Annotated in this window: 24 protein-coding genes; 14 read left to right on the top strand and 10 right to left on the bottom strand. The window is 69.1% G+C overall.

From position 1 onward, the window contains the following. Positions 1-17 precede the first annotated feature (17 nt). From WFH23_RS08125 to WFH23_RS08115, 3 genes are read right to left on the bottom strand one after another with little or no spacing between them, the layout of a single operon-like run. Entirely contained in the window at positions 18-701 is a 684-nt protein-coding gene (locus tag WFH23_RS08125; RefSeq protein WP_336662169.1) for an energy-coupling factor transporter transmembrane component T family protein, read from the bottom strand. After that, the gene (locus tag WFH23_RS08120) at positions 698-1,447 is read right to left on the bottom strand and encodes an energy-coupling factor ABC transporter ATP-binding protein (protein WP_336662168.1); all 750 of its coding nucleotides are present in this window, start codon (positions 1,445-1,447) and stop codon (positions 698-700) included. Before WFH23_RS08120 ends, WFH23_RS08125 begins: the two co-directional genes overlap by 4 nt. Further along, on the bottom strand, positions 1,444-2,052 hold the full coding sequence (locus WFH23_RS08115; RefSeq protein WP_090145561.1) for a biotin transporter BioY: 609 nt from the start codon (positions 2,050-2,052) through the stop codon (positions 1,444-1,446). Before WFH23_RS08115 ends, WFH23_RS08120 begins: the two co-directional genes overlap by 4 nt. 125 nt (positions 2,053-2,177) lie before the next feature. Here WFH23_RS08115 and WFH23_RS08110 point away from each other — a divergent pair, with 125 nt between their 5' ends. From WFH23_RS08110 to WFH23_RS08085, 6 genes are all read left to right on the top strand, one after another. After that, complete coding sequence (locus tag WFH23_RS08110; RefSeq protein ID WP_336662167.1) at positions 2,178-2,816, top strand: TetR family transcriptional regulator; 639 nt, start codon at positions 2,178-2,180, stop codon at positions 2,814-2,816. Further along, positions 2,816-3,583 carry an alpha/beta fold hydrolase gene (locus tag WFH23_RS08105; protein ID WP_090145556.1) on the top strand — a complete coding sequence of 256 codons (768 nt, stop codon included), beginning with the start codon at positions 2,816-2,818 and terminating at the stop codon, positions 3,581-3,583. Before WFH23_RS08110 ends, WFH23_RS08105 begins: the two co-directional genes overlap by 1 nt. Before the next feature lie 35 nt (positions 3,584-3,618). Continuing rightward, complete coding sequence (locus WFH23_RS08100) at positions 3,619-3,906, top strand: hypothetical protein (protein ID WP_200330892.1); 288 nt, start codon at positions 3,619-3,621, stop codon at positions 3,904-3,906. Between the two features lie 20 nt (positions 3,907-3,926). Then, a complete protein-coding gene (locus tag WFH23_RS08095; RefSeq protein WP_211649563.1) occupies positions 3,927-4,223 on the top strand; it encodes a hypothetical protein in 297 nt (98 codons plus the stop codon). A 161-nt stretch (positions 4,224-4,384) separates the two neighbouring features. Then, positions 4,385-4,531 (top strand): hypothetical protein, encoded by a 147-nt coding sequence (locus tag WFH23_RS08090; protein WP_336662166.1) that lies wholly within the window; start codon positions 4,385-4,387, stop codon positions 4,529-4,531. A gap of 45 nt (positions 4,532-4,576) precedes the next feature. Continuing rightward, positions 4,577-4,780 carry a hypothetical protein gene (locus WFH23_RS08085; RefSeq protein ID WP_090145551.1) on the top strand — a complete coding sequence of 68 codons (204 nt, stop codon included), beginning with the start codon at positions 4,577-4,579 and terminating at the stop codon, positions 4,778-4,780. Positions 4,781-4,878: 98 nt separating this feature from the next. Here the strand turns inward: WFH23_RS08085 and WFH23_RS08080 are convergent, their stop codons facing one another. Together WFH23_RS08080 and WFH23_RS08075 are read right to left on the bottom strand one after the other, a co-directional pair. Further along, positions 4,879-5,208: a DUF7882 family protein gene (locus WFH23_RS08080; RefSeq protein ID WP_090145549.1), complete on the bottom strand. Its 330-nt coding sequence runs from the start codon at positions 5,206-5,208 to the stop codon at positions 4,879-4,881. 143 nt (positions 5,209-5,351) lie between these two features. Beyond that, entirely contained in the window at positions 5,352-5,519 is a 168-nt protein-coding gene (locus WFH23_RS08075; protein ID WP_176698230.1) for a hypothetical protein, read from the bottom strand. 295 nt (positions 5,520-5,814) lie between these two features. Here WFH23_RS08075 and WFH23_RS08070 point away from each other — a divergent pair, with 295 nt between their 5' ends. Continuing rightward, on the top strand, positions 5,815-6,243 hold the full coding sequence (locus WFH23_RS08070) for a hypothetical protein (RefSeq protein WP_336662165.1): 429 nt from the start codon (positions 5,815-5,817) through the stop codon (positions 6,241-6,243). Between the two features lie 41 nt (positions 6,244-6,284). Here the strand turns inward: WFH23_RS08070 and nucS are convergent, their stop codons facing one another. The 3 genes from nucS to WFH23_RS08055 all read right to left on the bottom strand — a co-directional run bounded on the left by nucS (position 6,285) and on the right by WFH23_RS08055 (position 9,674). Next, positions 6,285-6,977, bottom strand: a complete 693-nt coding sequence (nucS, locus tag WFH23_RS08065) for an endonuclease NucS (RefSeq protein WP_090145545.1) — start codon at positions 6,975-6,977, stop codon at positions 6,285-6,287. 24 nt (positions 6,978-7,001) lie between these two features. Further along, complete coding sequence (locus WFH23_RS08060; RefSeq protein ID WP_090145544.1) at positions 7,002-8,255, bottom strand: MFS transporter; 1,254 nt, start codon at positions 8,253-8,255, stop codon at positions 7,002-7,004. 78 nt (positions 8,256-8,333) lie between these two features. After that, positions 8,334-9,674, bottom strand: coding sequence for an MATE family efflux transporter (locus tag WFH23_RS08055; protein ID WP_336662164.1), 1,341 nt, complete (start codon positions 9,672-9,674; stop codon positions 8,334-8,336). A 47-nt stretch (positions 9,675-9,721) separates the two neighbouring features. On the opposite strand from WFH23_RS08055, the gene WFH23_RS08050 reads away from it, so the two are divergent. Beyond that, positions 9,722-11,698, top strand: a complete 1,977-nt coding sequence (locus tag WFH23_RS08050; RefSeq protein ID WP_336662163.1) for a M13 family metallopeptidase — start codon at positions 9,722-9,724, stop codon at positions 11,696-11,698. 18 nt (positions 11,699-11,716) lie between these two features. Here WFH23_RS08050 and WFH23_RS08045 read toward each other — a convergent pair whose 3' ends face one another. Continuing rightward, positions 11,717-12,610: a hypothetical protein gene (locus WFH23_RS08045; protein WP_141653184.1), complete on the bottom strand. Its 894-nt coding sequence runs from the start codon at positions 12,608-12,610 to the stop codon at positions 11,717-11,719. 268 nt (positions 12,611-12,878) lie between these two features. Between WFH23_RS08045 and WFH23_RS08040 the strand changes: the two genes are divergently transcribed. From WFH23_RS08040 to WFH23_RS08015, 6 genes are all read left to right on the top strand, one after another. Continuing rightward, positions 12,879-13,649, top strand: a complete 771-nt coding sequence (locus tag WFH23_RS08040; protein ID WP_336662162.1) for a DUF1684 domain-containing protein — start codon at positions 12,879-12,881, stop codon at positions 13,647-13,649. A gap of 44 nt (positions 13,650-13,693) precedes the next feature. Then, entirely contained in the window at positions 13,694-15,199 is a 1,506-nt protein-coding gene (locus WFH23_RS08035; RefSeq protein WP_336662161.1) for an ABC transporter substrate-binding protein, read from the top strand. Positions 15,200-15,298: 99 nt separating this feature from the next. Further along, positions 15,299-16,261 (top strand): ABC transporter permease, encoded by a 963-nt coding sequence (locus WFH23_RS08030; RefSeq protein ID WP_336662160.1) that lies wholly within the window; start codon positions 15,299-15,301, stop codon positions 16,259-16,261. After that, positions 16,258-17,160: an ABC transporter permease gene (locus WFH23_RS08025; RefSeq protein WP_200330910.1), complete on the top strand. Its 903-nt coding sequence runs from the start codon at positions 16,258-16,260 to the stop codon at positions 17,158-17,160. The genes WFH23_RS08030 and WFH23_RS08025 overlap by 4 nt, the downstream gene beginning before the upstream one ends. Then, positions 17,157-17,975 (top strand): ABC transporter ATP-binding protein, encoded by an 819-nt coding sequence (locus WFH23_RS08020; protein ID WP_336662158.1) that lies wholly within the window; start codon positions 17,157-17,159, stop codon positions 17,973-17,975. The genes WFH23_RS08025 and WFH23_RS08020 overlap by 4 nt, the downstream gene beginning before the upstream one ends. Next, positions 17,972-18,730 carry an ABC transporter ATP-binding protein gene (locus tag WFH23_RS08015; RefSeq protein WP_200330914.1) on the top strand — a complete coding sequence of 253 codons (759 nt, stop codon included), beginning with the start codon at positions 17,972-17,974 and terminating at the stop codon, positions 18,728-18,730. The genes WFH23_RS08020 and WFH23_RS08015 overlap by 4 nt, the downstream gene beginning before the upstream one ends. Positions 18,731-18,902: 172 nt before the next feature. On the opposite strand, the gene WFH23_RS08010 is transcribed toward WFH23_RS08015, so the two are convergent. Next, positions 18,903-19,838 (bottom strand): tRNA uridine(34) hydroxylase, encoded by a 936-nt coding sequence (locus tag WFH23_RS08010; RefSeq protein ID WP_336662157.1) that lies wholly within the window; start codon positions 19,836-19,838, stop codon positions 18,903-18,905. Positions 19,839-19,901 lie beyond the last annotated feature (63 nt).

Here is a 19,901-nt window from a genome sequence, read left to right as displayed (position 1 = left end):
CGCTCTAGCCTACGGGCTCATTCCTCGCCGATGCCCCGCGCGGCGAGGGCCTCCCCGGTCGATTGCGCATGCGCCACCGTTCGCAGTACGAGCGGCACGACGCGGGCCCGCGGGTCCCGTTCGAGGCCGCGCGCCCGCGCCGCGAACGCTGTTTCCCGAGCGATGCCGAGAATGCTGGGGATGGCGCGGATCACCAGGGAGAACGCGAGTGCGGCGCGCTCCGGTTTGGCGCCGAAGCGTTGCAGCGGGCCGAGGGCCCGGGTGATCGTGTCGAGCATGTCCTCGACCGCCGTGCTCGCCGTCACCGCGCTCGCGACGAGCACGAGGGCGAAGAGGTCGCCGATGACGGAGTACCCCCGCGCGAAACCCGACGCCCACGCAGCGGCGTTCGGCGGCTCGACGCCTCCCGGCCCCCAGCCGCCGTCCTGGCCGAACGCCGCGCTCGCCGCGGTGAATACGAGCAGTGGAAGGGCGATGAGCGAGAATCGCCGCGCCGCTCGCCAGAACTCCCGTCCGCGCAGGCCCGCGATGAGCGCGAGCGCGACGGCGGCGAGCAGCCCGAGCGTGGTCGAGATCGGGCCGCCCGTCGCCATGACGACGCACGCGAAGACGAAGAGGCCGATGAGTTTCAGGCCGGGTCGCACGCGGTGCAGGGGCCCCTCGCGGGCGATGTACTCGCCCAGCGGCGACGACGCGGTCACTGCGAGACCGTGTCCCGGTAGTGCGCGATCGCCGCTGCCGGGTGACCGTCGAAGACGATGCGGCCGTCGTCGACCACGAGCGTGCGGTCGGCGCGAGCCGCGAGATCGAGGTCGTGGGTCACCACGACGACCTGTTGCGGCAGTGACATCAGGAGATCGCCGATCATGCGCGCATTGCGCAGGTCGAGCAGGGTCGTGGGCTCGTCGGCGACGAGGATCGCCGGGTCGGTCGCGAGGACCGAAGCGATGGCGAGCAGCTGCTTCTGGCCGCCGGAGAGGGTGTGCACGCTGTGGTCGGCGAGGTGCTGCAGTCCGAACCGCTCGAGGGCGGCCGATGCCGCCGCCTGCCGGGCCGCGCGGTCTCGGTGGCTGCGACGGAGCGAGAGCGAGACGTCTTCGATGGCGGTCGGCATGATGAGCTGCGCGGAAGGGTCGGTGAAGACGAAGCCGACGTTTCGCCGCACGGCTGCCCCGTCGCGACGCGTGTCGAGGCAGCGCCGGGCACCGCCCTCGGCGAGCTCGATGCCCACGGTGCCGGCGCTCGGCTCGACGAGCCCGTTCACGAGCCGCGCGAGCGTCGACTTGCCTGAACCGTTGCCGCCGATGACGGAGATGCGGTGCTCGCCGAGCGAGAGCGAGGTGGGGTGGAGGATCGTGACGTCATCGTTCGCGGTCGGCGCCGAGACGACGACGTTCCGCAGTTCGATCGAACTGCTCGCGATGGGGCCCGTTCCCAGGGCGGTCATCGTCGCGGGAGGAGGGCGGGGAACGCCCGGTGCACGGCGGTCGCGACGATCGCGACGATGAGCGTTTTCACCAGGTCGCCCGGCCAGAACGCGAGATCGAAGACGAACGCGGCCCCGATGCCCATTTCGGCGCGCCAAGCGAGGCCGAGCGGGCCGAGGGTGTGCACGAAGACGAGGTTCGCGATCAGTCCGGCGACGAAGATGAGCGGGATGCTCGTGGCGACCTTGCGGCGCGGCAGCCGCTCGACGATGAAGCCGATGAGCCACGCTGCGAGCGGGAAGCTCACGAGGTAGCCGACGGTGGGGCCGGCGAACGGCGCGAGCCCTGCTGATCCTCCGCTGAACACGGGAAGGCCCGCGGCGCCGACCGCCATGAAGAGCAGCACGGCGAGCAGGCCGCGGTTCGCCCCGAGTACGGCGCCCGCGAGCATCACCGCAAGTGTCTGCAGCGTGATCGACGCGGGTCCGAGGCTGATGCCCGGGATGATCGAGCACACGGCGATGAGGGCCGCGAATGTGGCGATGAGCGCGAGATCGGTGGCGACGTGGCGACGCGGGGCGTTGGGTGATTCCTGTCGTGCGGCGGTGAGGTCTGCAGCGGTCACGATGCCTCCGTGGTCTGGCCGTCTTGCGGCGGTGTCGATGCCGGCGCGACCCGGATATCTCGCCGGCGGTCGAACCTGAACAGTGTTCTGGTGAACGCTGTTCAGGTTAGCGCTAGGCTGAGCGGATGCGCAACACGCTCGCCGACGTCGTCTCCGCGGCACTGCGCGTACTCGACGAGCACGGGCTCGAGGGATGCTCGATGCGCCGCGTCGCAGCCGAGCTCGACGTGCAGCCGAGCGCTCTGTACCATCACGTGCCCAACAAGCAGAGCCTGCTGGCGCTCATGGCCGATGTCATCGTCGACGGGGTGGGCGAGCGGGACGCTGGCGTCCCGGGCGAGGACGGCGGAGGGCACTCGGGAATGGCCCTCGCGCGGAACGCATGCCTCGCGATGCGCAGTGCGATGCTCGCCGTGCGAGACGGGGCAGACGTGGTCGCGACGGCAGCCGCCTTCAGGCTCGGCGCGTCCGCGGTCGAGCAGCGGCTCGCCGAGTGGGTCGGGGCCGACGGGGCCCGCACGCTGCTCTTCTACACCTTCGGGCAAGCGCAGTCGACGCAGACCCATCGGCATGCGGCATCGCTGGGAGCGCTCATCGGGCCGGAGAGCGGGCGCGCCGGTCAGCGGAGCGGAACGGACGGAGCGCCATCGGATCCGGTGCTCGAACTCGACGCATCGTTCGAACGCGGTCTCGACATCATCCTCACCGGACTCGAATCGGAGCACCGAGCAACCGGGGCGCCGACGAACGGTATTCTGCACTGATGACCTCGCGCGACCTCACGTACGACCTCGGCCCGGTGGCGATGTCGTACGGCGAGACAACCGCGCCCTCCGACTCCATGCACCGCACGTTCGTTCTCGTGCACGGCATCGGGATGGGGCGGGTCGTCTTCGACGGAATCAGCGGAAAGCTCGCTGCCGCAGGGCGGGTGCTCGCGGTCGACCTTCCTGGCTTCGGCAACTCGCCCGAGCCGGGCACGGCAGCGACGCTCGAGCAGACCGCGGAAGTCGTCGCGCAGTTCGTGCGAGATCGCGCCACCGGCCCCGCTGTGCTCGTCGGGCACTCGATGGGCACGCAGATCGTCGCGGAAGTGGCCTATCGTCATCCCGAACTCGTCGAAGCCCTCGTGCTCATCGCGCCAACGGTGAATCCGCGCGAGCGCAGCGCGATCCGGCAGGGCCTGCGCATGGCTCAGGATCTGGTGGGGGAATCGCCCAGGGTGCTGCTGCTCGGGCTTCGCGAGTATGTGAAGACGAGTCCCCGCTGGTTCCTCAACAAGCTCCGATTCATGCTCGCCCATCGCCTCGAGGAGATATGCCCCGACATCGAGGCGCCGGCGCTCGTGCTCAGCGGAGAGACCGATTGCGTGAGCCCGCGCGAGTGGGCGCGTCAGGTCGCGTCCGCCCTCCCAGCAGGCACGTTCGAGCCGATCCCCAAGCGAGGGCATGAGGCGATCATCCGCAGTCCAGAGCCCGTGGCGTCGATGATCCTCGATTTCGTGCGGAGCCGGTGCCCCGAGCGCGAATAATCACAACGTCGGAGGTCGCTCGTACGCTGCTGCCCGTGGGGGAACGGTCGAATCTGATCCAAGTGGCGAGCGACGAGTGGATCGTCATGCGAGAGTTCGCGCAGTATCCGAAGGCCGTCATTCGCGGAATTCGCGACACCTCGGGAGAAGCGCGCTACCTGCTCTTGGCGTGGCATCCGGTGCGTCATCGGCAACGAATGGTCGGCATCTACAGCTCGCGGGAGGAGGCCGAAGCGGCTGTGCCGTGGCCGTCGCGCTCGCCGCAACTGCCCGGCCTGCCGCCGTCGAACGCTCGCCGAACGCCCGCGCGCCGATCCCGATGACATCGTCTACAATCGAACATATGTTCGAATCAGTCATCGGCCCGAAGATGCCGCTTCACGACGACACGGTGGTCGTCTGGATGGTCGACGGCAGGCCGGCTCGCCTCGTGTTCGAGCGCGCGCGATGGCGGGTGGAGGGCGAACCTCGCCCGATCGTCGAGGTGCCCGACGAGCACATCCACCCCCTGATCACGCACGTCGCCGAGCGGCACACGGGGTGGCGATGCACGGTGCGGCGCGACGGCGGGGCAGAGTGCGTCGAGCTCGCAGTGAGACGCGACGGGGTGCGTTGGATCGCGGAGCGCCTCGCGAGGTGAGCCTCTGGGTCGCTCTGCGACAACGGCACCCAAGAACTCGCGGTCATGGTCGTCGAGGCCGCCCCCGCTCGCCGATCCCCTGCCAGCACCGGCGACGCAACCCCCTGTTCGAAACGCGCCGGGCGACGGAGGCTGGAATTCCAACCGGAAAGGAGTTCACCATGAGCATGCTCGATGACGCTGCGGACGACACCAAGAACGCCGTGAAGCACGCACGGAACGAAGCCGCGGAGGACCGGAAGAAGGACCAGGGCGTTCAGCCCGGGGAGTCCCCGCGGGACGCCGAGCCCGAGACGACGACCGACTGAGCGCAGATCCTCATCGATCGTCCGTTTCTGGAGAGGAGCAGCATCATGTCGACGAATCTGAATGATCCGGACCGCGCGGACGCCGAGGGCGCTCACCTGGGAGCCGAGGGCAACGGGCCGCTGGTCGATCCTGATTCCCCCGAGCAGCCGCTCGCGCAAGAGCACGAGGAGGGCACCGGCTTGGACAGCCCGGTCGCCCCGGGGGTGCCCGATCAGCAGGACCCGGGCGCGGCAACCGAATCCGAGTAGCCGCCCGACACCGCGCTGACGCGGGGCGGAACGCGATCGCCCTCTTCGCCGAATATTCCGGCGGAGAGGGTGATCGCGTGTGGGTCACCGCTCACCGCTCAGCTGAGGTCGGGGTTCTTCTTCGCGTACTTCTCGGCCTCCTCCTCGGAGATGACGACCAGGCCGCGAGGCGTGTGCGAGAGGGCGTTCAGCACCTTCAACCATCGCTGGTTGTACTCCGGTTCGCGGCCGCCCGAGAAGCGGAAGGCGAGTTCGGCGTAGGGCGACATCCAGAGGGAGAATCTGCCGCTGCCGTCAGCGGCGCCTCGATGCCAGCTCAGGAAGAAGCACTCCTGCTTTCTCAGCTTCTGCCCGATCACGAACTTCAGATGCAGTAGCAATCGGTCTTCGAATTCGAACTCTTGTCCCCCGAAAATCAAATACCCCATGCCCGAAGCATTGCATATCCCGACGCGGGGAGGCCGGAGTTCAGTCAAACTCGAGGGTCAGCTAGTGGTCTCCATGCTGGAACATGCAGTCCCTGGGGGAGATCGGGTTGGATACCGGGCGCGCGTCGACAGCGCTCGGGTGATCAGGGCTTCTTGACGCGACCCTTGATGGTGCCGACGATCAATGTCCCTAGGAAGAGGATGATGCCGATGATCGCGAGCCAGAGCAGCCCCTTGAACACGAATCCGATCACGGAGAGAATCGCCCACAGGACGAGAAGGATGACGACGACAGTCCAGAGGTTCCTCATGGACGAAAGCGTACTCGTGCGTGAAGGCGATGGGATACCCCTTGCGCGGTTTCTGTCGCTAGCCCAGGAGTGAGCGCGGCGACGGGTAGAGTTGTCCCCGGGCGTGGGAACGCCTCCTCTATCCGGCGCCGTGACATGTTCTCTGCACGACGAAGTCAGCGATCGCTGCGGCGCACGGATTCATTCACGAGAAGCACCCTGCAACGTTCGTTAGCGCACCGAGGTCCCGTGCTACCGACGCCCACTGGGGATACGACCATGGAACAGGCGGGCTCGCGCCCCCGGATGGAAACACATGAAAACTGACCACGAAGACAAGCGCACGTTCTCGACGCTGGCGGAGATGTTCCAAGCCCGCAACACGCCCGCGGCCAACCGCGACTTCATCGCTCATGCCTTCGACGATGTCGAGGTCATCGAGATCGTTGAAACACGGTCCTACGTGAAAGTCGTCCGCGGGCACGGAGCGGATCTGCGGATCTATCGCAGCCTCATCTGCGGCTACTCGACGGAGAAGGAAGCTCTGCAGCTCTCCGGCGCGCCGCATGCAGTGCTGAGCAAGTCGCGACCCGGATCCTGGTCGGTGGAACTCCCGGAGCGGGCCGGCAACGGCGGTGCCGTCAGAGCCGGCGCGCGGGAGAAGAAGCCCTCATGGATGCGCACGCCGTGCCCGAAGTGCCGCTACCTGATGAACGAACAACGAGAGTGCACGAACTGCGCCTGAGGTCACGCGTCCCCTGACGCGGCACCCGCGCGCGGCGTGGCTCAGAAGAGGGTGTTCTGGTCTTCCATGCCGCGCATCGCGTCGTAGTCGAGGAGCAGGCACCGGATCCCGCGATCCTCTGCGAGTGTTCGCGCCTGCGGCTTGATCTCCTGCGCCGCGAAGACCCCGGTCACGGGAGCGAGCTTCGGGTCCCGATTCATGAGCTCGAGGTAGCGGGTGAGCTGTTCGACGCCGTCGATGCCGCCCCGTCGCTTGATCTCGATGGCGACTGATCCGCCGGCGGCGTCTTTCGCCAGGATGTCGACGGGGCCGATCGGGGTCATGTACTCGCGGCGCACGAGGGTGTGGCCGGCGCCGGCGAGCTCGATCTGATCGGCGAGCAGCTCTTGCAGGTGCGCTTCGACGCCGTCCTTGATGAGGCCGGGATCGACACCGAGATCGTGCGCGCTGTCGTGGAAGATCTCGAAGATCGAGACGATCAGCTTGTCGGCGGTCTTCTTGTGGGTGACCTGCCAGGCCTCGACGATTCCAGCACTCGTCTGCGTCTCGTCGAGTTCGAGCTGTGCGTGCGAGCACGGCGGGCTCATCCAGTTGAGCGGCTTGTACGACCCGCCGTCCGAGTGCACGAGGATGCTTCCATCGTTTTTCAACATGAGCACGCGCTTCGCACGCGGCAGGTGCGCCGAGAGGCGGCCTGCATAGTCGACTGAGCAGTCTGCAACAACGATTCGCACCCGCAGGAGTTTACCGGGTCGGGCTTAGTGCGCGGACCCGGACCCCTGACGCGGCTCGCGAGCGGCGCGGGCCATGATGAAGACGAACACGGAGAACGCCGCGAGAGGCCAGAAGGCCTGCAGCAGACCGAGGTGCTCGCCGAGAAAACCGATGCCCATCGGGCCGAGCAGGAACGCGGTGTAGGCGATCGCCGACACGGCCGCGACGTCACGGGTCGCGGTCGCCTGGTTGTCGGCGGCCGCCGAGATGCCGACCGGGAATCCGAGCGAGCATCCGACGCCCCAGAGCACGGCGCCGACCACCGACGCCCAGGCGAATGGGACGAGGATGACGAAGACGAGCCCGACGATGACGAGGATCGCGCCGCCGCGAAGCACGCGTACGCGCCCGAACCGGATGAGGAGCCAGGAGCCGGCGATGCGCACGAGCGTCATCGAGACGAAGAAGACGCCCAGCGTGAGCGCCGCCGATTCGTTCGCGAATCCGCGCCCGTCCGCGAGCGCGAGAGGCAGCCAGTCGCTCGCCGTGCCCTCGGCCAGCGCCATGGACATGGCGATGAGACCGATCACGAGGATGCGCGGCTCTCGCCAGGGCGAGTAGCGCGCGCCCGGGGTGGGAACGCCGCCCGTCGCCGGAGTCACGGGGATCGGACCGGTGTGCACGTTCGGCAGGCTCTCGGATGCCGAGTCCTCGAAGTTGCCCCGAGGCAGGTTCGGAAGCGCGAAGATCGACACGATCAGGATCAGTGCGTACGTCGCTCCGAGGTGCACCGGAACGATGATCCCGGCCGATTCCGAGATCGCGGAGACACCCATCGCGCTGACACTGCCCAGGCTGTATGCGGCGTGCAGCAAGGGCATGCGCGGCTTTCCGAGCGCGCGCTCGGCCCCAGCGCCACTGACATTCATCGCGACGTCGGACGTGCCGAACATCAGGCCGTAGACGACCAGGCACGCGATCGCCGGAGCGGTCGCGTCGACCCAGAAGAGGGTCGCCGCGGTGGGCAGCATGAGTGTCTGACCGATGATCCCGATGACCAGCGTGCGACGGGGCCCGAGCCAGGAGACGGTGCGGCCTGAGAAGACGAGGCCGGTGAGCGAGCCCAGTGCGAGTGAGAGGCCGAACCAGCTCATCTCGAGCGTGCTCGCGCCGAGATGGTCGCGAAGCGCCGGGATGCGCCCCAGCCAGCTGCCGAAGCCGAAGCCGAGCAGCGCGAAGATGACGAGCACGCCGGAGGTCCAGCGCACCGCGAAACGATTGTCGAACGAACGAGGCAAGCTGCTCCTGTGCGAGATGAGGGGGCGTGAAAAGCTCAGATTATCAATTGCGGGGCACTGCACGTGCGGTTCCACCCGCTACACGCCGAGCCGCACCCAGCTGTCGCCCCTGGCGCGAACGCCCAGCGTCACGGCGCGCGCCGCCATGAACACGATCGTGAAGGCGGCGGTGAGTGCGATGAGGCCGCCCGTGCCCGTCGGGACGAGCACCGTGAGCATCCAGAGCACCGGCAGGTAGGCGGCGAGGTTCACGAGACTGGTCCACGCGAGGTACCGTGCGTCACCGGCGCCCATGAGCACGCCGTCGAGCACGAAGACGAACCCGGCGAGCGGCAGCGAGAGTCCGAGTACGAGAATCGCAGCTGGCAGGATCGACAGCACCGTTGCGTCGTCCGTGAACACCCGCCCCACCACGGGGCTTGCCGCCGCCAGTGCGCCGCCGAAGACGACGCCGCAGCCGATGCCCCAGAACACGCTGCGCCGCACGATCAGCCGAGCACGACGCGAGTCGCCCGCGCCGAGCGCGTCGCCGATGAGTGCCTGAGCCGCGATGGCCAGCGCATCGAGCGCGAACGCGGCAGTGGAGAAGATCGTGAAGACGACCTGGTACCCCGCCGTCGCCGCCGTGCCGTGACTCGTCGCTGCGAAGACCGTCGCGAGGAGTGCGGCGCGCAGGCCGACGGTGCGCACGAAGAGCCACCCGCCGCTCTGCCCCGCCCGGCCCAGGCCCTCGCGGCGCGGGAGGAGACGCGCTCCCGCACGCGTCGCGTGGCGCAATACGACGACCAGATAGACGGCGACCATCGACCACTGCGCGATGACCGTGCCCCATGCGCTCCCGGCGATGCCGAAGCCCAGACCGTAGATGAACCACCAGTTGAGCAGTGCGTTCAACGCGAACCCGACCGCGGCCACCGCGAGCGGGGTGCGCGTGTCCTGCAACCCGCGCAGCAGCCCGCTGGCGGCGAAGACCACCAGCATCGCCGGAATGCCGAGGCAGGAGACCGTGAGGTAGGCGAGGGCCTGCCGCGTCGCCGCCTCGGTGGCCCCGAAGGCGGCGACGACGGGGCCGCTCGCGAGCCAGAGCGCTCCGCCGACCGCGACGCCGATGCCGAGGGCGAGCCACAGGCCGTCCACGCCGAACTGCACGGCGCCGCGCAGGTCGCCGGCGCCCCGCGTACGGGCGACGAGAGGCGTCGTCGCGTAGGCGAGGAAGATCATGAGCCCCACGGTCGTCTGGAGCACCGCGCTGGCGACGGCGAGACCTGCGAGCGGGACGGCGCCGAGGTGGCCGACGAGCGCGGAGTCGACGATCAGGAACATCGGCTCCGCGATGAGCGCACCCAGCGCCGGTATGGCGAGATGCGCGATGCTGCGATCGACGCTCCTGCGCTGCATTCGTGGGCCGTTTGCGGTCATGCGACAACGGTAGCCCCCACCGCGGACACCACCAGTAGGGTGGTCGCATGAGCAACGCAGCGCCCGTCTCCGGCATCGACATCTCCGAACTCGATCCTGCGGTTCGGCCGCAGGACGACCTCTATCGTCATGTGAACGGCAAGTGGATCGACCGTACCGAGATCCCTTCGGATAAGGCGCGATACGGCTCGTTCGCGGTGCTCGCCGAGAACGCCGAGGAGGCCGTGCGCGACATCATCACCGGGACGGAGCCTCCCGAGGCGGGCGCGGAGGCGGCGACCGAGGCGGACAAGGTCGCAGCCCTCTACGCGAGCTTCATGGACGTCGAGCGCGCTGATGCCCAAGGGGCGGATCCCATCGCCGCAGACATCGAGCGGGTGCGGGAGATCGGCTCCGTCGGCGAGCTGCTCACCGTCGTCGCGCAGTTCGAACGACAGGGTCTCGGCGGGTTCTACGGCATGTACATCGACAACGACCCGGGCGACCCGGCTCGGTACATCGTCTTCGTCATGCAGGGGGGCCTGGGACTGCCCGACGAGTCGTACTATCGCGAAGAGCAGTTCGCCGAGATCCGGCAGCAGTACCAGGCGCACATCGCGCGCATGCTCGGGCTCGCGGGCGTCGCCGATGCCGATCGCCTCGCCGGTCTCGCCTACGACCTCGAGCGCCGCATCGCCGCGACGCACTGGGACAAGGTGGCGAGCCGCGACATCCAGAAGCTCTACAACCTGCGCACGTTCGCCGAGCTGCAGGAGCTGACGCCGCAGCTCGACTGGAAGGCGTACCTCGCTGCGATGGGCGCGCCAGAATCCGCGTTCGCGGAGGTCGTCGCCGCGCAGCCCGACGCGATCGAGGGGCTCGCCGCGCTCTTGGTCGACGCAGAGCTCGACGCCTGGCGGGCGTGGCTGATCTGGAGCCTCGTGCGCTCGTCGGCCGCGCTGCTCTCGCAGGAGATCTCCCGCGCCAACTTCGACTTCTACGGCACGGCACTCACGGGTGCGCCTCAGCAGCGCGAGCGCTGGCGTCGCGGCGTCTCCTTCGTCGAGGGCGCGATGGGGGAGGCGGTCGGGCGTCTGTACGTCGAACAGCACTTCGACGAGCGCGCCAAGGCCGCGATGGACGGGCTCGTCGAGCATCTCATCGAGGCGTACCGCGACTCCATCGAGCAGCTCGGGTGGATGAGCCCGGAGACCCGCGCCCGGGCACTCGACAAGCTCGACCGGTTCACACCCAAGATCGGATACCCGACGAAGTGGCGCGACTACTCCGCGCTCGCCGTCGACGCTGGCGATCTGGTGGGGAACTCCCGCCGCGTGTCAGAGGTCGAGTTCGCCCGGGAGATCGGGAAGGTCGGCAAGCCCATCGATCGCGACGAGTGGTTCATGACCCCGCAGACCGTGAACGCCTATTACAACCCGGGCTTCAACGAGATCGTGTTCCCCGCCGCGATTCTGCAGCCGCCGTTCTTCGACGTGAGCTGGGACGCCGCGGCGAATTTCGGTGCGATCGGCGCCGTCATCGGCCACGAGATCGGCCACGGCTTCGACGATCAAGGCTCGCGCTACGACGGCGACGGCCGCCTCACGGACTGGTGGACCGAAGACGACCGCGCGGCGTTCGAGGCGCTCACCGGTGCGTTGATCGGACAGTACAACGAGCTGTCACCGGAGGGGGCGGACGGCCAGACCGTGAACGGCGAGCTCACGATCGGCGAGAACATCGGCGACCTGTCGGGCCTCGAGATCGCCTGGAAGGCGTACCTCCGGTCACTCGAGGGCGCCGAGCCTCCCGTGATCGACGGGCTGACCGGCGCCCAGCGCTTCTTCCTCGCCTGGGCGCAGGCGTGGCAGCAGAAGTCGCGCCCCGAGGAGACCGTCCGGCTCCTCACCATCGACCCGCACTCGCCGAACGAGTTCCGCTGCAATCAGATCGTGCGCAACCTCGATGCGTTTCATGAGGCGTTCGACACGCGGGCGGGCGATGGCCTGTGGCTCGATCCGGCGGAGCGCGTCTCGATCTGGTAGCGCTCAGCCCGGCTCTCGTCACCTGCCGGGCGGCAACGACGTGATGTCGTAGTGGTCGGCGCTCGCGCTGGCGGGCTCCGGATGCGGCAGGGGCGGCGCGTACCTGGGTGCGGCCGGTGCCGGGCTCGCGCCCGCGTCCGGACCCGCTGCGAGCGGGCCGGGCACGAACTCGAGTTCGATCGGCAGCGCGAACGGCGCGGGGCCGAACGCCTGACGGGCCGCCTTGGTGACGCGTCGCGCGAGGAGATGATTGCCGGTGCCGCCGACGACCGCGCCGATGCCGAACGGAAGCGCCTTGCCGACCACGGAGGCGCCGCCGACTCCGGCGAGCCGGTGCATGAACGAGGTCTTCAGGCGATCGAGCAACGGCCCCATCGCGTACCGCGGAATCGCGGAGGTGAGCATCTTGCCCCAGTAGTCCCGGCGTGTGCCGCCGCCTCCGACGGCCTGCATGGTGACCTGGCGCACGAGGTCGGCTCCCTCGTTGCCGAGCATGAGCGCGAGCACCAGCGCTCTGGTGCGCTCGCGGTCGGTCATCGTGATGCCGTGCACCTCGGCGACGGAGTGCGCGAACAGCGCCGTCGCCTCGACGAAGCCGAGCGTCTCGGCGCCGGCCAGCCCCAGGGCGATGCCGGTGCCGACGGCCGGGATCACCGCGGCGGCTCCGACTCCAGCACCGCCTGCGGTGACGGTCGCGATGTAGCGCGTTTCGAGCACGTGGATGATCTGCTCCGGCGTGGCCTGCGGGTACTTCTTGCGGATGCGGCGGAGATGGGCGAGCACGGGCGGGCGCTGGACCGCGAGCAGTCGGTCGAGTGAGCGTTCGACGACGGGGCGCGGTTCGCCGCTCGCGCTCGTGCGCGGCTGGGTGAAGCGCGTGATCATGCGTTCGCGCCGGGGAGGTCTGCTCATGCGGGAATCGTAGAGCACCACCCTGCGCGATCGGCGCATGCGCATGCCAGAAGCGAACAGGGCTTGCGCCAGCGCACCCGGTGCCGGCCGGCCCGGAGCACTCAGGGGGAGCCGACGGGCTGGAATACCTCCGCACCATGTGTCGTTCGACTGCACAAGCGTTCGCGCGCCTCGCGCGAATGCGAGATACTTGCGGATTGTGAATGCGTCGCATTCGGGGAGCTTCATTGCGGAGCGCACGACCGTCGACGTCAGAAGGAGAGACACCATGAACGCAGCCTCGCAGCCCGCCGCGGTTCCGACGCCCGAGTCGGCGCACGAGGCCTGGCGGGCGGGTCGGCGCGCGTCGGTGACCTCCGCCACGGGCAATCTGAGTCTGATCGAAACGCGATGGTTCCCCGGCGACGTCGACGAAGAAGCGGCCGCCCGCCTCGTCGCAGCCGAACGCGATGCCGCGCCCGAGGGCGTCACGGTCACCTCCGTCGAGCGGAAGAACATCGCGAGCGGCCGTGCCGAGCACGGTCTGCGCGTATGGGATGCGAACGCACCGGCGATCCGCGCCTTCGAGGAGATCGAGACGTTCCCGTTCGATCCGAGCTGGATCATCGAGGCCGAGTTCACGCCGGTCTCGTCCGACCGCACCGTGCCATTCGAGCACATCCGCGACGCCGGTGGCAGCCGCGACCTCGTCGTGCCGGGCGACATCACGTTCGAGCGCGACGGGCAGCGGTTCACCCTCGCTGCGTTCGACGACGCCGGCCAGCTGCTGCTCGTGTTCGGCGACCCCACGAACGGGCTGACGGACGACACCGGCACGTACGGGTCCGGTCGTTTCCTCTTCGTCGAGCGCGACGCTGCCGAGTTCGGAGAAGCGGGGCACGTGCGCCTCGACTTCAATCGGGCGTTCGTGCCGCCGTGCGGCTTCTCCGCCCAGTACAACTGCCCGATGCCGCCACCTCAGAACCGCCTGCCCTGGCCCGTGCACGCGGGGGAGCGCTTGCCGCGCTTCACCGATGGCTTCGACATCTACGCGATCTGACGACGCCAGACCCGAAGCTCCACCCCACCACTCGAAGGAAACCCATGCCCTCCCTCAAGAAATCAGCGCTCGCAGCGATCGGCGCACTCGCTGTCACTGCGCTGGCGCTCACCGGGTGCGCCTCGAACGGCGGCGCCTCCGCCGGCGGCGCCGACGCCACGATCCGCATCGGGTCGCTGTACGAGCCCGTCAACCTCAGCAACACCGCGGGCGGCGGGCAGGGCGTGACCGAGGCGCTCACCGGCAACGTGTACGAAGCGCTGTACCGCCTGAATGACGACGGCACGACCGAGCCGCTGCTCGCGACCGGGTACGAGGTGAGCGATGACGGGCTCACCTACACGTTCACCCTGCGCGACGACGTGACCTTCCACTCGGGCAAGGCGCTCACCTCGGCCGATGTGAAATCGAGCGTCGAGGCCGTCGTCGCACCGGAGTCGCAGTCGGCGCGCAAGTCGAGTCTCGAGGTCGTCGCCGATATCGCCACGCCGGACGACCGGACGGTGGTCTTCACGCTGAACGAGCGCTCGATCTCCTTCCCCTACCTGCTCACGTACATCTGGATCGTGAACTCGGAGGCGACCGACCTCGAGAACTCGGAAGACGGCACGGGGCCGTACACCCTCGGCGAGTGGAAGCGCGGCAGCACCCTGACGCTCGAGCGCTGGGACGACTACTGGGGCGACGCGGCGAAGAACGCCGAGGTCGTCTACAACTACTTCACCGACGCGACCGCAGAGGACACGGCGCTGCAGAGCGGCCGCATCGATCTCATCACGAGCGTGCAGAACCCCGACTCGCTGCCCCAGTTCGAAGACTCGGGCAACTTCACCATCACCGACGGCCAGTCGACGACGAAGGAACTGCTCGCGTTCAACGACCGCGTGGCGCCGTTCGACGATGTGAAGGTGCGCCAGGCGATCTACTCCGCCATCGACCGCGAGAAGCTGCTGGGCGCGATCTGGGGCGATTACGGCACCGTGATCGGCTCCATGGTGCCCCCGACCGACCCGTGGTACGAAGACCTGAACGACCTCAACGCCTACGATCCCGACCGCACGAAGAGCCTGCTGGAGGAGGCCGGCCTCGGCGACGGATTCGAGTTCACCCTCGATACGCCGAGCTACGATCCGCACCCCGCCGTCGCCGAGTTCTTGCAGTCGGAGCTGAAGAAGGTCGGCGTCACGGTCGACATCAACACGATCAGCGCCGACGAGTGGTACACCAAGGTCTTCCAGGAGCATGATTTCGAGGCCACGCTCCAGGAGCACGTCAACGACCGCGATGTCGTCTGGTACGGCAACCCAGACTTCTACTGGGGCTACGACAACCCGCAGGTCGCGCAGTGGATCGACCAGGCGGAGCAGGCGGAGACCGAGGCCGAGCAGACCGAGCTGCTGAAGCAGGCCAACCGTCAGATCGCCGGAGATGCCGCGAGCGCGTGGCTCTACCTGTACCCGCAGATCGTGGTCGCGGCCGATACCGTGTCGGGCTACCCGGTCAATGGGCTCAACTCGCAGTTCTTCGCCTATAACATCGTCAAGGAGTAGTGGCGTCGGCGCCCGGCACGTCGGCCGGGCGCCGCGCGCACCCGCGATCGAGGCGGCACGCCGCGCACCGCCGTTACAGACACTGCAAGGGGAGGGCCGATGACCGGATATGTGATCCGGCGCGGCCTGCTGCTCATCGCCTCGTTCGCCATCGCGATGGTGCTCATCTTCGTGCTGCTCCGGCTGCTTCCCGGTGACCCGGCGAATGCGCTGCTCTCGGTGAACGCGACGCCTGAGCAGATCGCCGCAGCACGCGCGCAGGTGGGGTCGGATCAGCCGATTCTGGTGCAGTTCGGTGCGTGGGTCGCGCAGATGCTTCGGCTCGACCTCGGCGAATCGCTCATCACGGGCGCTTCGGTCGGCGATGAGATCTCCGCGCGCCTGGCCGTCACCCTCCCGCTCACGGTGTTCGCCTTCGCACTGGCGGTCGTCGGCTCGCTGCTCGCCGGCGTCACCGCCGCCGTGCGCGCGGATCGCTGGTACGGCGTGGTGCTCTCCGGGGTGGCGCAGCTCGGGATCGCGGTGCCCGTGTTCTGGGTCGGCATCATCCTCGTGTGGGTGTTCGGCCTGCTGCTCGGATGGTTCCCGACCGGCGGCTTCCCGATCGACGACTGGAACGACCCGGCGGGCGCGGTCTCGTCGCTCGCGCTCCCCGCGATCGCGATCGCCTGCGTCATGGGCGCATCGCTCACTCGTTACGTGCGCTCGGCGACGCTCGATGTGCTCGGCAGCGACTATCTGCGCCTGGCCCGCGCGCACGGATCTGGATTCGGCGAGGCGCTCTGGCGTCACGGGCTGCGCAACGGCTCCGTGCCGGTCATCTCGGTGCTCGGGATCGAACTGGCGTCGACGCTGCTCGGCGCCGTGGTCGTGGAGAGCGTCTTCGCGCTTCCCGGCCTGGGGAGCTACCTCGTCGACGGCATCTCGCGCCATGACTTCTCCGCGATTCAGGGTGTGCTCGTGGTGACCACGCTGCTGGTGCTGCTGGTCGGCTTCGTCGCCGATGTCGCGCAGCGCATCGTCGATCCTCGGTTGAGGCGAACGGTAGGGGTGGGGGCATGAGCGAGCTCAGCGGCACGGTCGCACCCGGATCCGCGGATCCGGGTTCCGAGACGGCTCCGACTCGTCGGCGCGGGGGCCGGAGCGTTCGGCGCAGTGCGACGCTCACGGCCGGACTCGTGCTCGTCGGCATCGTGGTGCTGATGGCGCTGGTCTCCCTCGTCTGGCTGCCGTATCCGCTCGACGACACTTCGGGCGGGCGGCTCTCCGGCCCGAGCGGCGAGCACCTGCTCGGCACCGACAAGCTCGGGCGCGACCTGCTTAGCCAACTCATGGTCGGCGCGCGCATCGCGCTCCTGGTGGGGGCCGGATCCGTGCTGATCGCCGCCGTGCTCGGGGTCGCCATCGGCCTGCTCGCCGCGCTCGCCGCGCCCTGGCTCGACGATGCGATCTCGGCCTTCATCGACGTGGCGATCGCGTTTCCCGTGCTGCTCACGGCGATGCTCATCGTGGCGCTGCAGCCGCCGTCGCTCGGGTCGGCGATCCTCGCCATCGGGCTCGCCATGTCGGCGATCGTGGCGCGGGTGTCGCGGATCCTCGCCAAGCGCGCGGTCGGATCGCAGTACGTGATCGCTGCGCGCACGAGCGGTACGCGCACCCTCGGCATCATTCGCCGTCACCTGCTGCCGAACATGGCTCCCACGCTGGCGGTCACCCTGGCGCTGCAGTTCGGCGCCGCGGTACTCGCGGAGGCGAGTCTCTCGTACCTCGGCCTGGGCGCCCCGCCTCCCAACGCCTCGTGGGGGCGCTTGCTCCAGGAAGCGCAGGGCACCGTGCTCACGGCTCCGATCGGCGCCATCGCGCCTGGCGTCGCACTCGTCGTACTGGTGCTCGGCGTGAACTTCGTCGCCGATGGTCTGCGCGATGCGGCCGACCCGACTCGACGCGGGAGGAGCGCATGACCGAAGCACTGCTGCGCGTGAGCGCACTGCGCGTGCGCTCACGAGACGCCGCGCTCGTCGATGGAATCGATTTCGAGGTCGCCGCCGGTGAGCGTCTCGGGCTCATCGGGGAGTCAGGATCCGGCAAGTCGTTGACCTCGCTGGCGATCACCGCGCTGCTCCCCGACGGCCTCCGCGCAACGGGATCGGTGCGGCTCGCCGGAGTCGAGACGGTGGGCGCCGACGAGCAGAGCGTGCGTCCGCTCCGAGGGCCGGCCGCCGGCGTCGTGTTCCAAGAGCCGCTCACGGCGCTCGACCCGCTCATGCGCGTCGGCAGGCAGATCGCGGAGCCGATCCGGCGCCACCTCGGGCTTCGGGGCAGCGCACTCGACCGTGCGGTCGCCGAGGCGCTCGACGAGGTGCGGCTCGGCGAGCAGCGGTTCGCTCGTGCGTTCCCCCACGAACTCTCCGGCGGTCAACGACAGCGGGTCGCGATCGCCATCGCGCTGGCTGCGCGCCCCCGACTGCTCATCGCCGACGAGCCGACCACCGCGCTCGACGTGACCGTGCAGTCCGAGGTGCTCGATCTGCTCGACCGGCTGGTGGCCGAGCGCGACATGGGGCTGCTGTTCGTGAGCCACGACCTGGCCGTCGTATCGCGCATGACCGACCGTGTGCTCGTGCTGCAGCGGGGCGCGGTCGTCGAGGAAGGCGCGGTGCGTCAGATCCTGCGCGCGCCGCAGCATCCCTATACGGCCCAGCTCGTCGCGCACGCGCGCGTCCTCGACGCGGCGCTCGACGGTTCTGGTCCGACCGACGCGGAGGGCAGGCGATGACGGTACTCGAAGCGAGCGGCGTCGACTTCTCGTACGGCGCACGGAGAATTCTGACCGGCGTCGACCTCGCAGTGGCTGCGGGTGACTCCGTCGGCATCGTCGGAGAGTCGGGGGCGGGCAAGTCGACGCTGCTCTCACTCCTGCTCGGGCTCGCGGCACCAGCGCGCGGCGAGATCCGGTTCGACGGCGCTCCGCTGCGCCTGCGGGATCGCACGCTCATGCGCCGGTTCCGCAGCGGCGTCCAAGCCGTCTTCCAGGATCCGTACTCGTCGCTCGATCCACGGCAGCGGGTCGATCGCATCATCGCAGAACCGCTCGAATCCCTCGGCCTCGCCCGAGGGGCGGAAGCGGGCGCACGCGTGCGCGCCGCGCTCGCATCCGTCGGGCTGCCAGCAGACGCCGCTTCCCGCTACCCGCACGAGTTCTCGGGGGGCCAGCGTCAACGCATCGCGATCGCTCGCGCGACCGTCGTTCGGCCGCGCGTGCTCGTCGCCGACGAGCCCGTCAGCGCGCTCGACGTCAGCACCCGCACCCAGGTGATCGAGCTCATCAACGAGCTGCGCGCCGAACACGGGCTCGCGCTCGTCATGGTCTCCCACGACCTCGGCGCCGTTGCGGCGACCTGCGAGCGCACCGCGGTGCTCGAAGGCGGCCGCGTGGTCGAGACGGGCGCCACCGGTGATCTGCTGGCGAGGCCGCGAGAGGCGTACACGCAGCGCCTGATCTCGGCGATCCCGCGCCTTCCGACGGACTGACCCGTCAGACGGCGCCCGTCCGTCGCGCCCGTCCGCCACTCACTCGAGCGGGGGGGGGCATGGGGGGGGGGGTGGGGGCACCCCCCCCCCGGGGGGCGCCCCGCGCCCGGGGGGGGGGGGGGGGGGGGGGGCCCCCCCCCCCCGCAGGTGGGGGAGGGGGCGGGGCGCTCCCTCACACCGCTGCGTGCTCCTCGCAGGGGGCCCCGGCGTGCTCGTCGCACACCACGAAGCGGTGCTTGCACGCAGGGTCGGCGCAGTTCGCCACGATGTTCGAGGGGGCGTCGCACACACGGCACCTGCCGACGACAGCTGCGCCGGGCGCGAAGTCGAGCGCTTCGCGGCCGTCGAATACGGCAAGCGATCCTTCCCACAGTCCGTCGTTGCCGAAGGCCTCGCCGTATTTCACGATGCCGCCGTCGACCTGGTACACCTCGCCGAAGCCGCGATCCCGCATCGCGGCAGAGAGGATCTCGCAGCGGATGCCGCCGGTGCAGTAGGTGACGACGGGCCGGTTCTTGAGCGCGTCGAAGTCACCGGCGTCGATCTGCGCGATGAAATCGTGCGTCGTGCGCGTGTCGGGCACCACCGCGCCCCGGAACCGACCGATCTCGGCCTCCCACGCGTTGCGCCCGTCGAAGAACACCACATCGTCTCCGCGCTCGGCCACGAGTTCGTTGACCTCATGCGGGGAGAGATGCACGCCGCCGCCGACGACGCCGTCGTCGTCGACGCGGGTTTCGTCGGGGATTCCGAATGCCACGAGCTCGTCGCGCACCTTGACGCTGAGCTTCGGAAAGTCGCTGATGCGCCGCCATCGCGGCCCGCGCTCGGTGCCGTGCAGTCGCTCATCCGGGGCATCGACCAGTGCCGTTCCCATGCTCCACTTCGGCTCGAGCCCGGCGAACGGGGCGTACTCGCGAGTGCGCCGCACATACTGCTTGCAGGCGTCGAGCTCGCCGCCGACTGTGCCGTTGATGCCGTGGCGCGAGATGATGATGCGTCCTCGCAGGCCCAACGATTCGCAGAGCTGCCGCTGCCACAAGCGCACGGCCTCGGGATCGGCCACGGGGGCGAAGACGTAGTACAGCAGGATCTTGGGCTCGCTCACCCGTCAATGGTACGCGGGAGGCGCGCAGCGAACCGCACCAGCCCAACGCTTGACATTGACGCG

The sequence above is a fragment of the Leucobacter sp. USHLN154 genome (genome assembly GCF_037145595.1).
GTDB lineage: Bacteria > Actinomycetota > Actinomycetes > Actinomycetales > Microbacteriaceae > Leucobacter > Leucobacter alluvii.
This window is presented reverse-complemented; position numbering and strand designations above follow the sequence as displayed.

Bases quoted from the DNA above. Each gene is read 5' to 3' on its own strand.
- WFH23_RS08120 (WP_336662168.1), bottom strand. From the start codon at position 1,447: ATGACCGCCCTGGGAACGGGCCCCATCGCGAGCAGTTCGATCGAACTG.
- WFH23_RS08110 (WP_336662167.1), top strand. From the start codon at position 2,178: ATGCGCAACACGCTCGCCGACGTCGTCTCCGCGGCACTGCGCGTACTC.
- WFH23_RS08105 (WP_090145556.1), top strand. From the start codon at position 2,816: ATGACCTCGCGCGACCTCACGTACGACCTCGGCCCGGTGGCGATGTCG.
- WFH23_RS08095 (WP_211649563.1), top strand. From the start codon at position 3,927: ATGTTCGAATCAGTCATCGGCCCGAAGATGCCGCTTCACGACGACACG.
- WFH23_RS08090 (WP_336662166.1), top strand. From the start codon at position 4,385: ATGAGCATGCTCGATGACGCTGCGGACGACACCAAGAACGCCGTGAAG.
- WFH23_RS08085 (WP_090145551.1), top strand. From the start codon at position 4,577: ATGTCGACGAATCTGAATGATCCGGACCGCGCGGACGCCGAGGGCGCT.
- WFH23_RS08080 (WP_090145549.1), bottom strand. From the start codon at position 5,208: ATGGGGTATTTGATTTTCGGGGGACAAGAGTTCGAATTCGAAGACCGA.
- WFH23_RS08075 (WP_176698230.1), bottom strand. From the start codon at position 5,519: ATGAGGAACCTCTGGACTGTCGTCGTCATCCTTCTCGTCCTGTGGGCG.
- WFH23_RS08070 (WP_336662165.1), top strand. From the start codon at position 5,815: ATGAAAACTGACCACGAAGACAAGCGCACGTTCTCGACGCTGGCGGAG.
- WFH23_RS08055 (WP_336662164.1), bottom strand. From the start codon at position 9,674: ATGACCGCAAACGGCCCACGAATGCAGCGCAGGAGCGTCGATCGCAGC.
- WFH23_RS08050 (WP_336662163.1), top strand. From the start codon at position 9,722: ATGAGCAACGCAGCGCCCGTCTCCGGCATCGACATCTCCGAACTCGAT.
- WFH23_RS08045 (WP_141653184.1), bottom strand. From the start codon at position 12,610: ATGAGCAGACCTCCCCGGCGCGAACGCATGATCACGCGCTTCACCCAG.
- WFH23_RS08040 (WP_336662162.1), top strand. From the start codon at position 12,879: ATGAACGCAGCCTCGCAGCCCGCCGCGGTTCCGACGCCCGAGTCGGCG.
- WFH23_RS08035 (WP_336662161.1), top strand. From the start codon at position 13,694: ATGCCCTCCCTCAAGAAATCAGCGCTCGCAGCGATCGGCGCACTCGCT.
- WFH23_RS08030 (WP_336662160.1), top strand. From the start codon at position 15,299: ATGACCGGATATGTGATCCGGCGCGGCCTGCTGCTCATCGCCTCGTTC.
- WFH23_RS08025 (WP_200330910.1), top strand. From the start codon at position 16,258: ATGAGCGAGCTCAGCGGCACGGTCGCACCCGGATCCGCGGATCCGGGT.
- WFH23_RS08020 (WP_336662158.1), top strand. From the start codon at position 17,157: ATGACCGAAGCACTGCTGCGCGTGAGCGCACTGCGCGTGCGCTCACGA.
- WFH23_RS08015 (WP_200330914.1), top strand. From the start codon at position 17,972: ATGACGGTACTCGAAGCGAGCGGCGTCGACTTCTCGTACGGCGCACGG.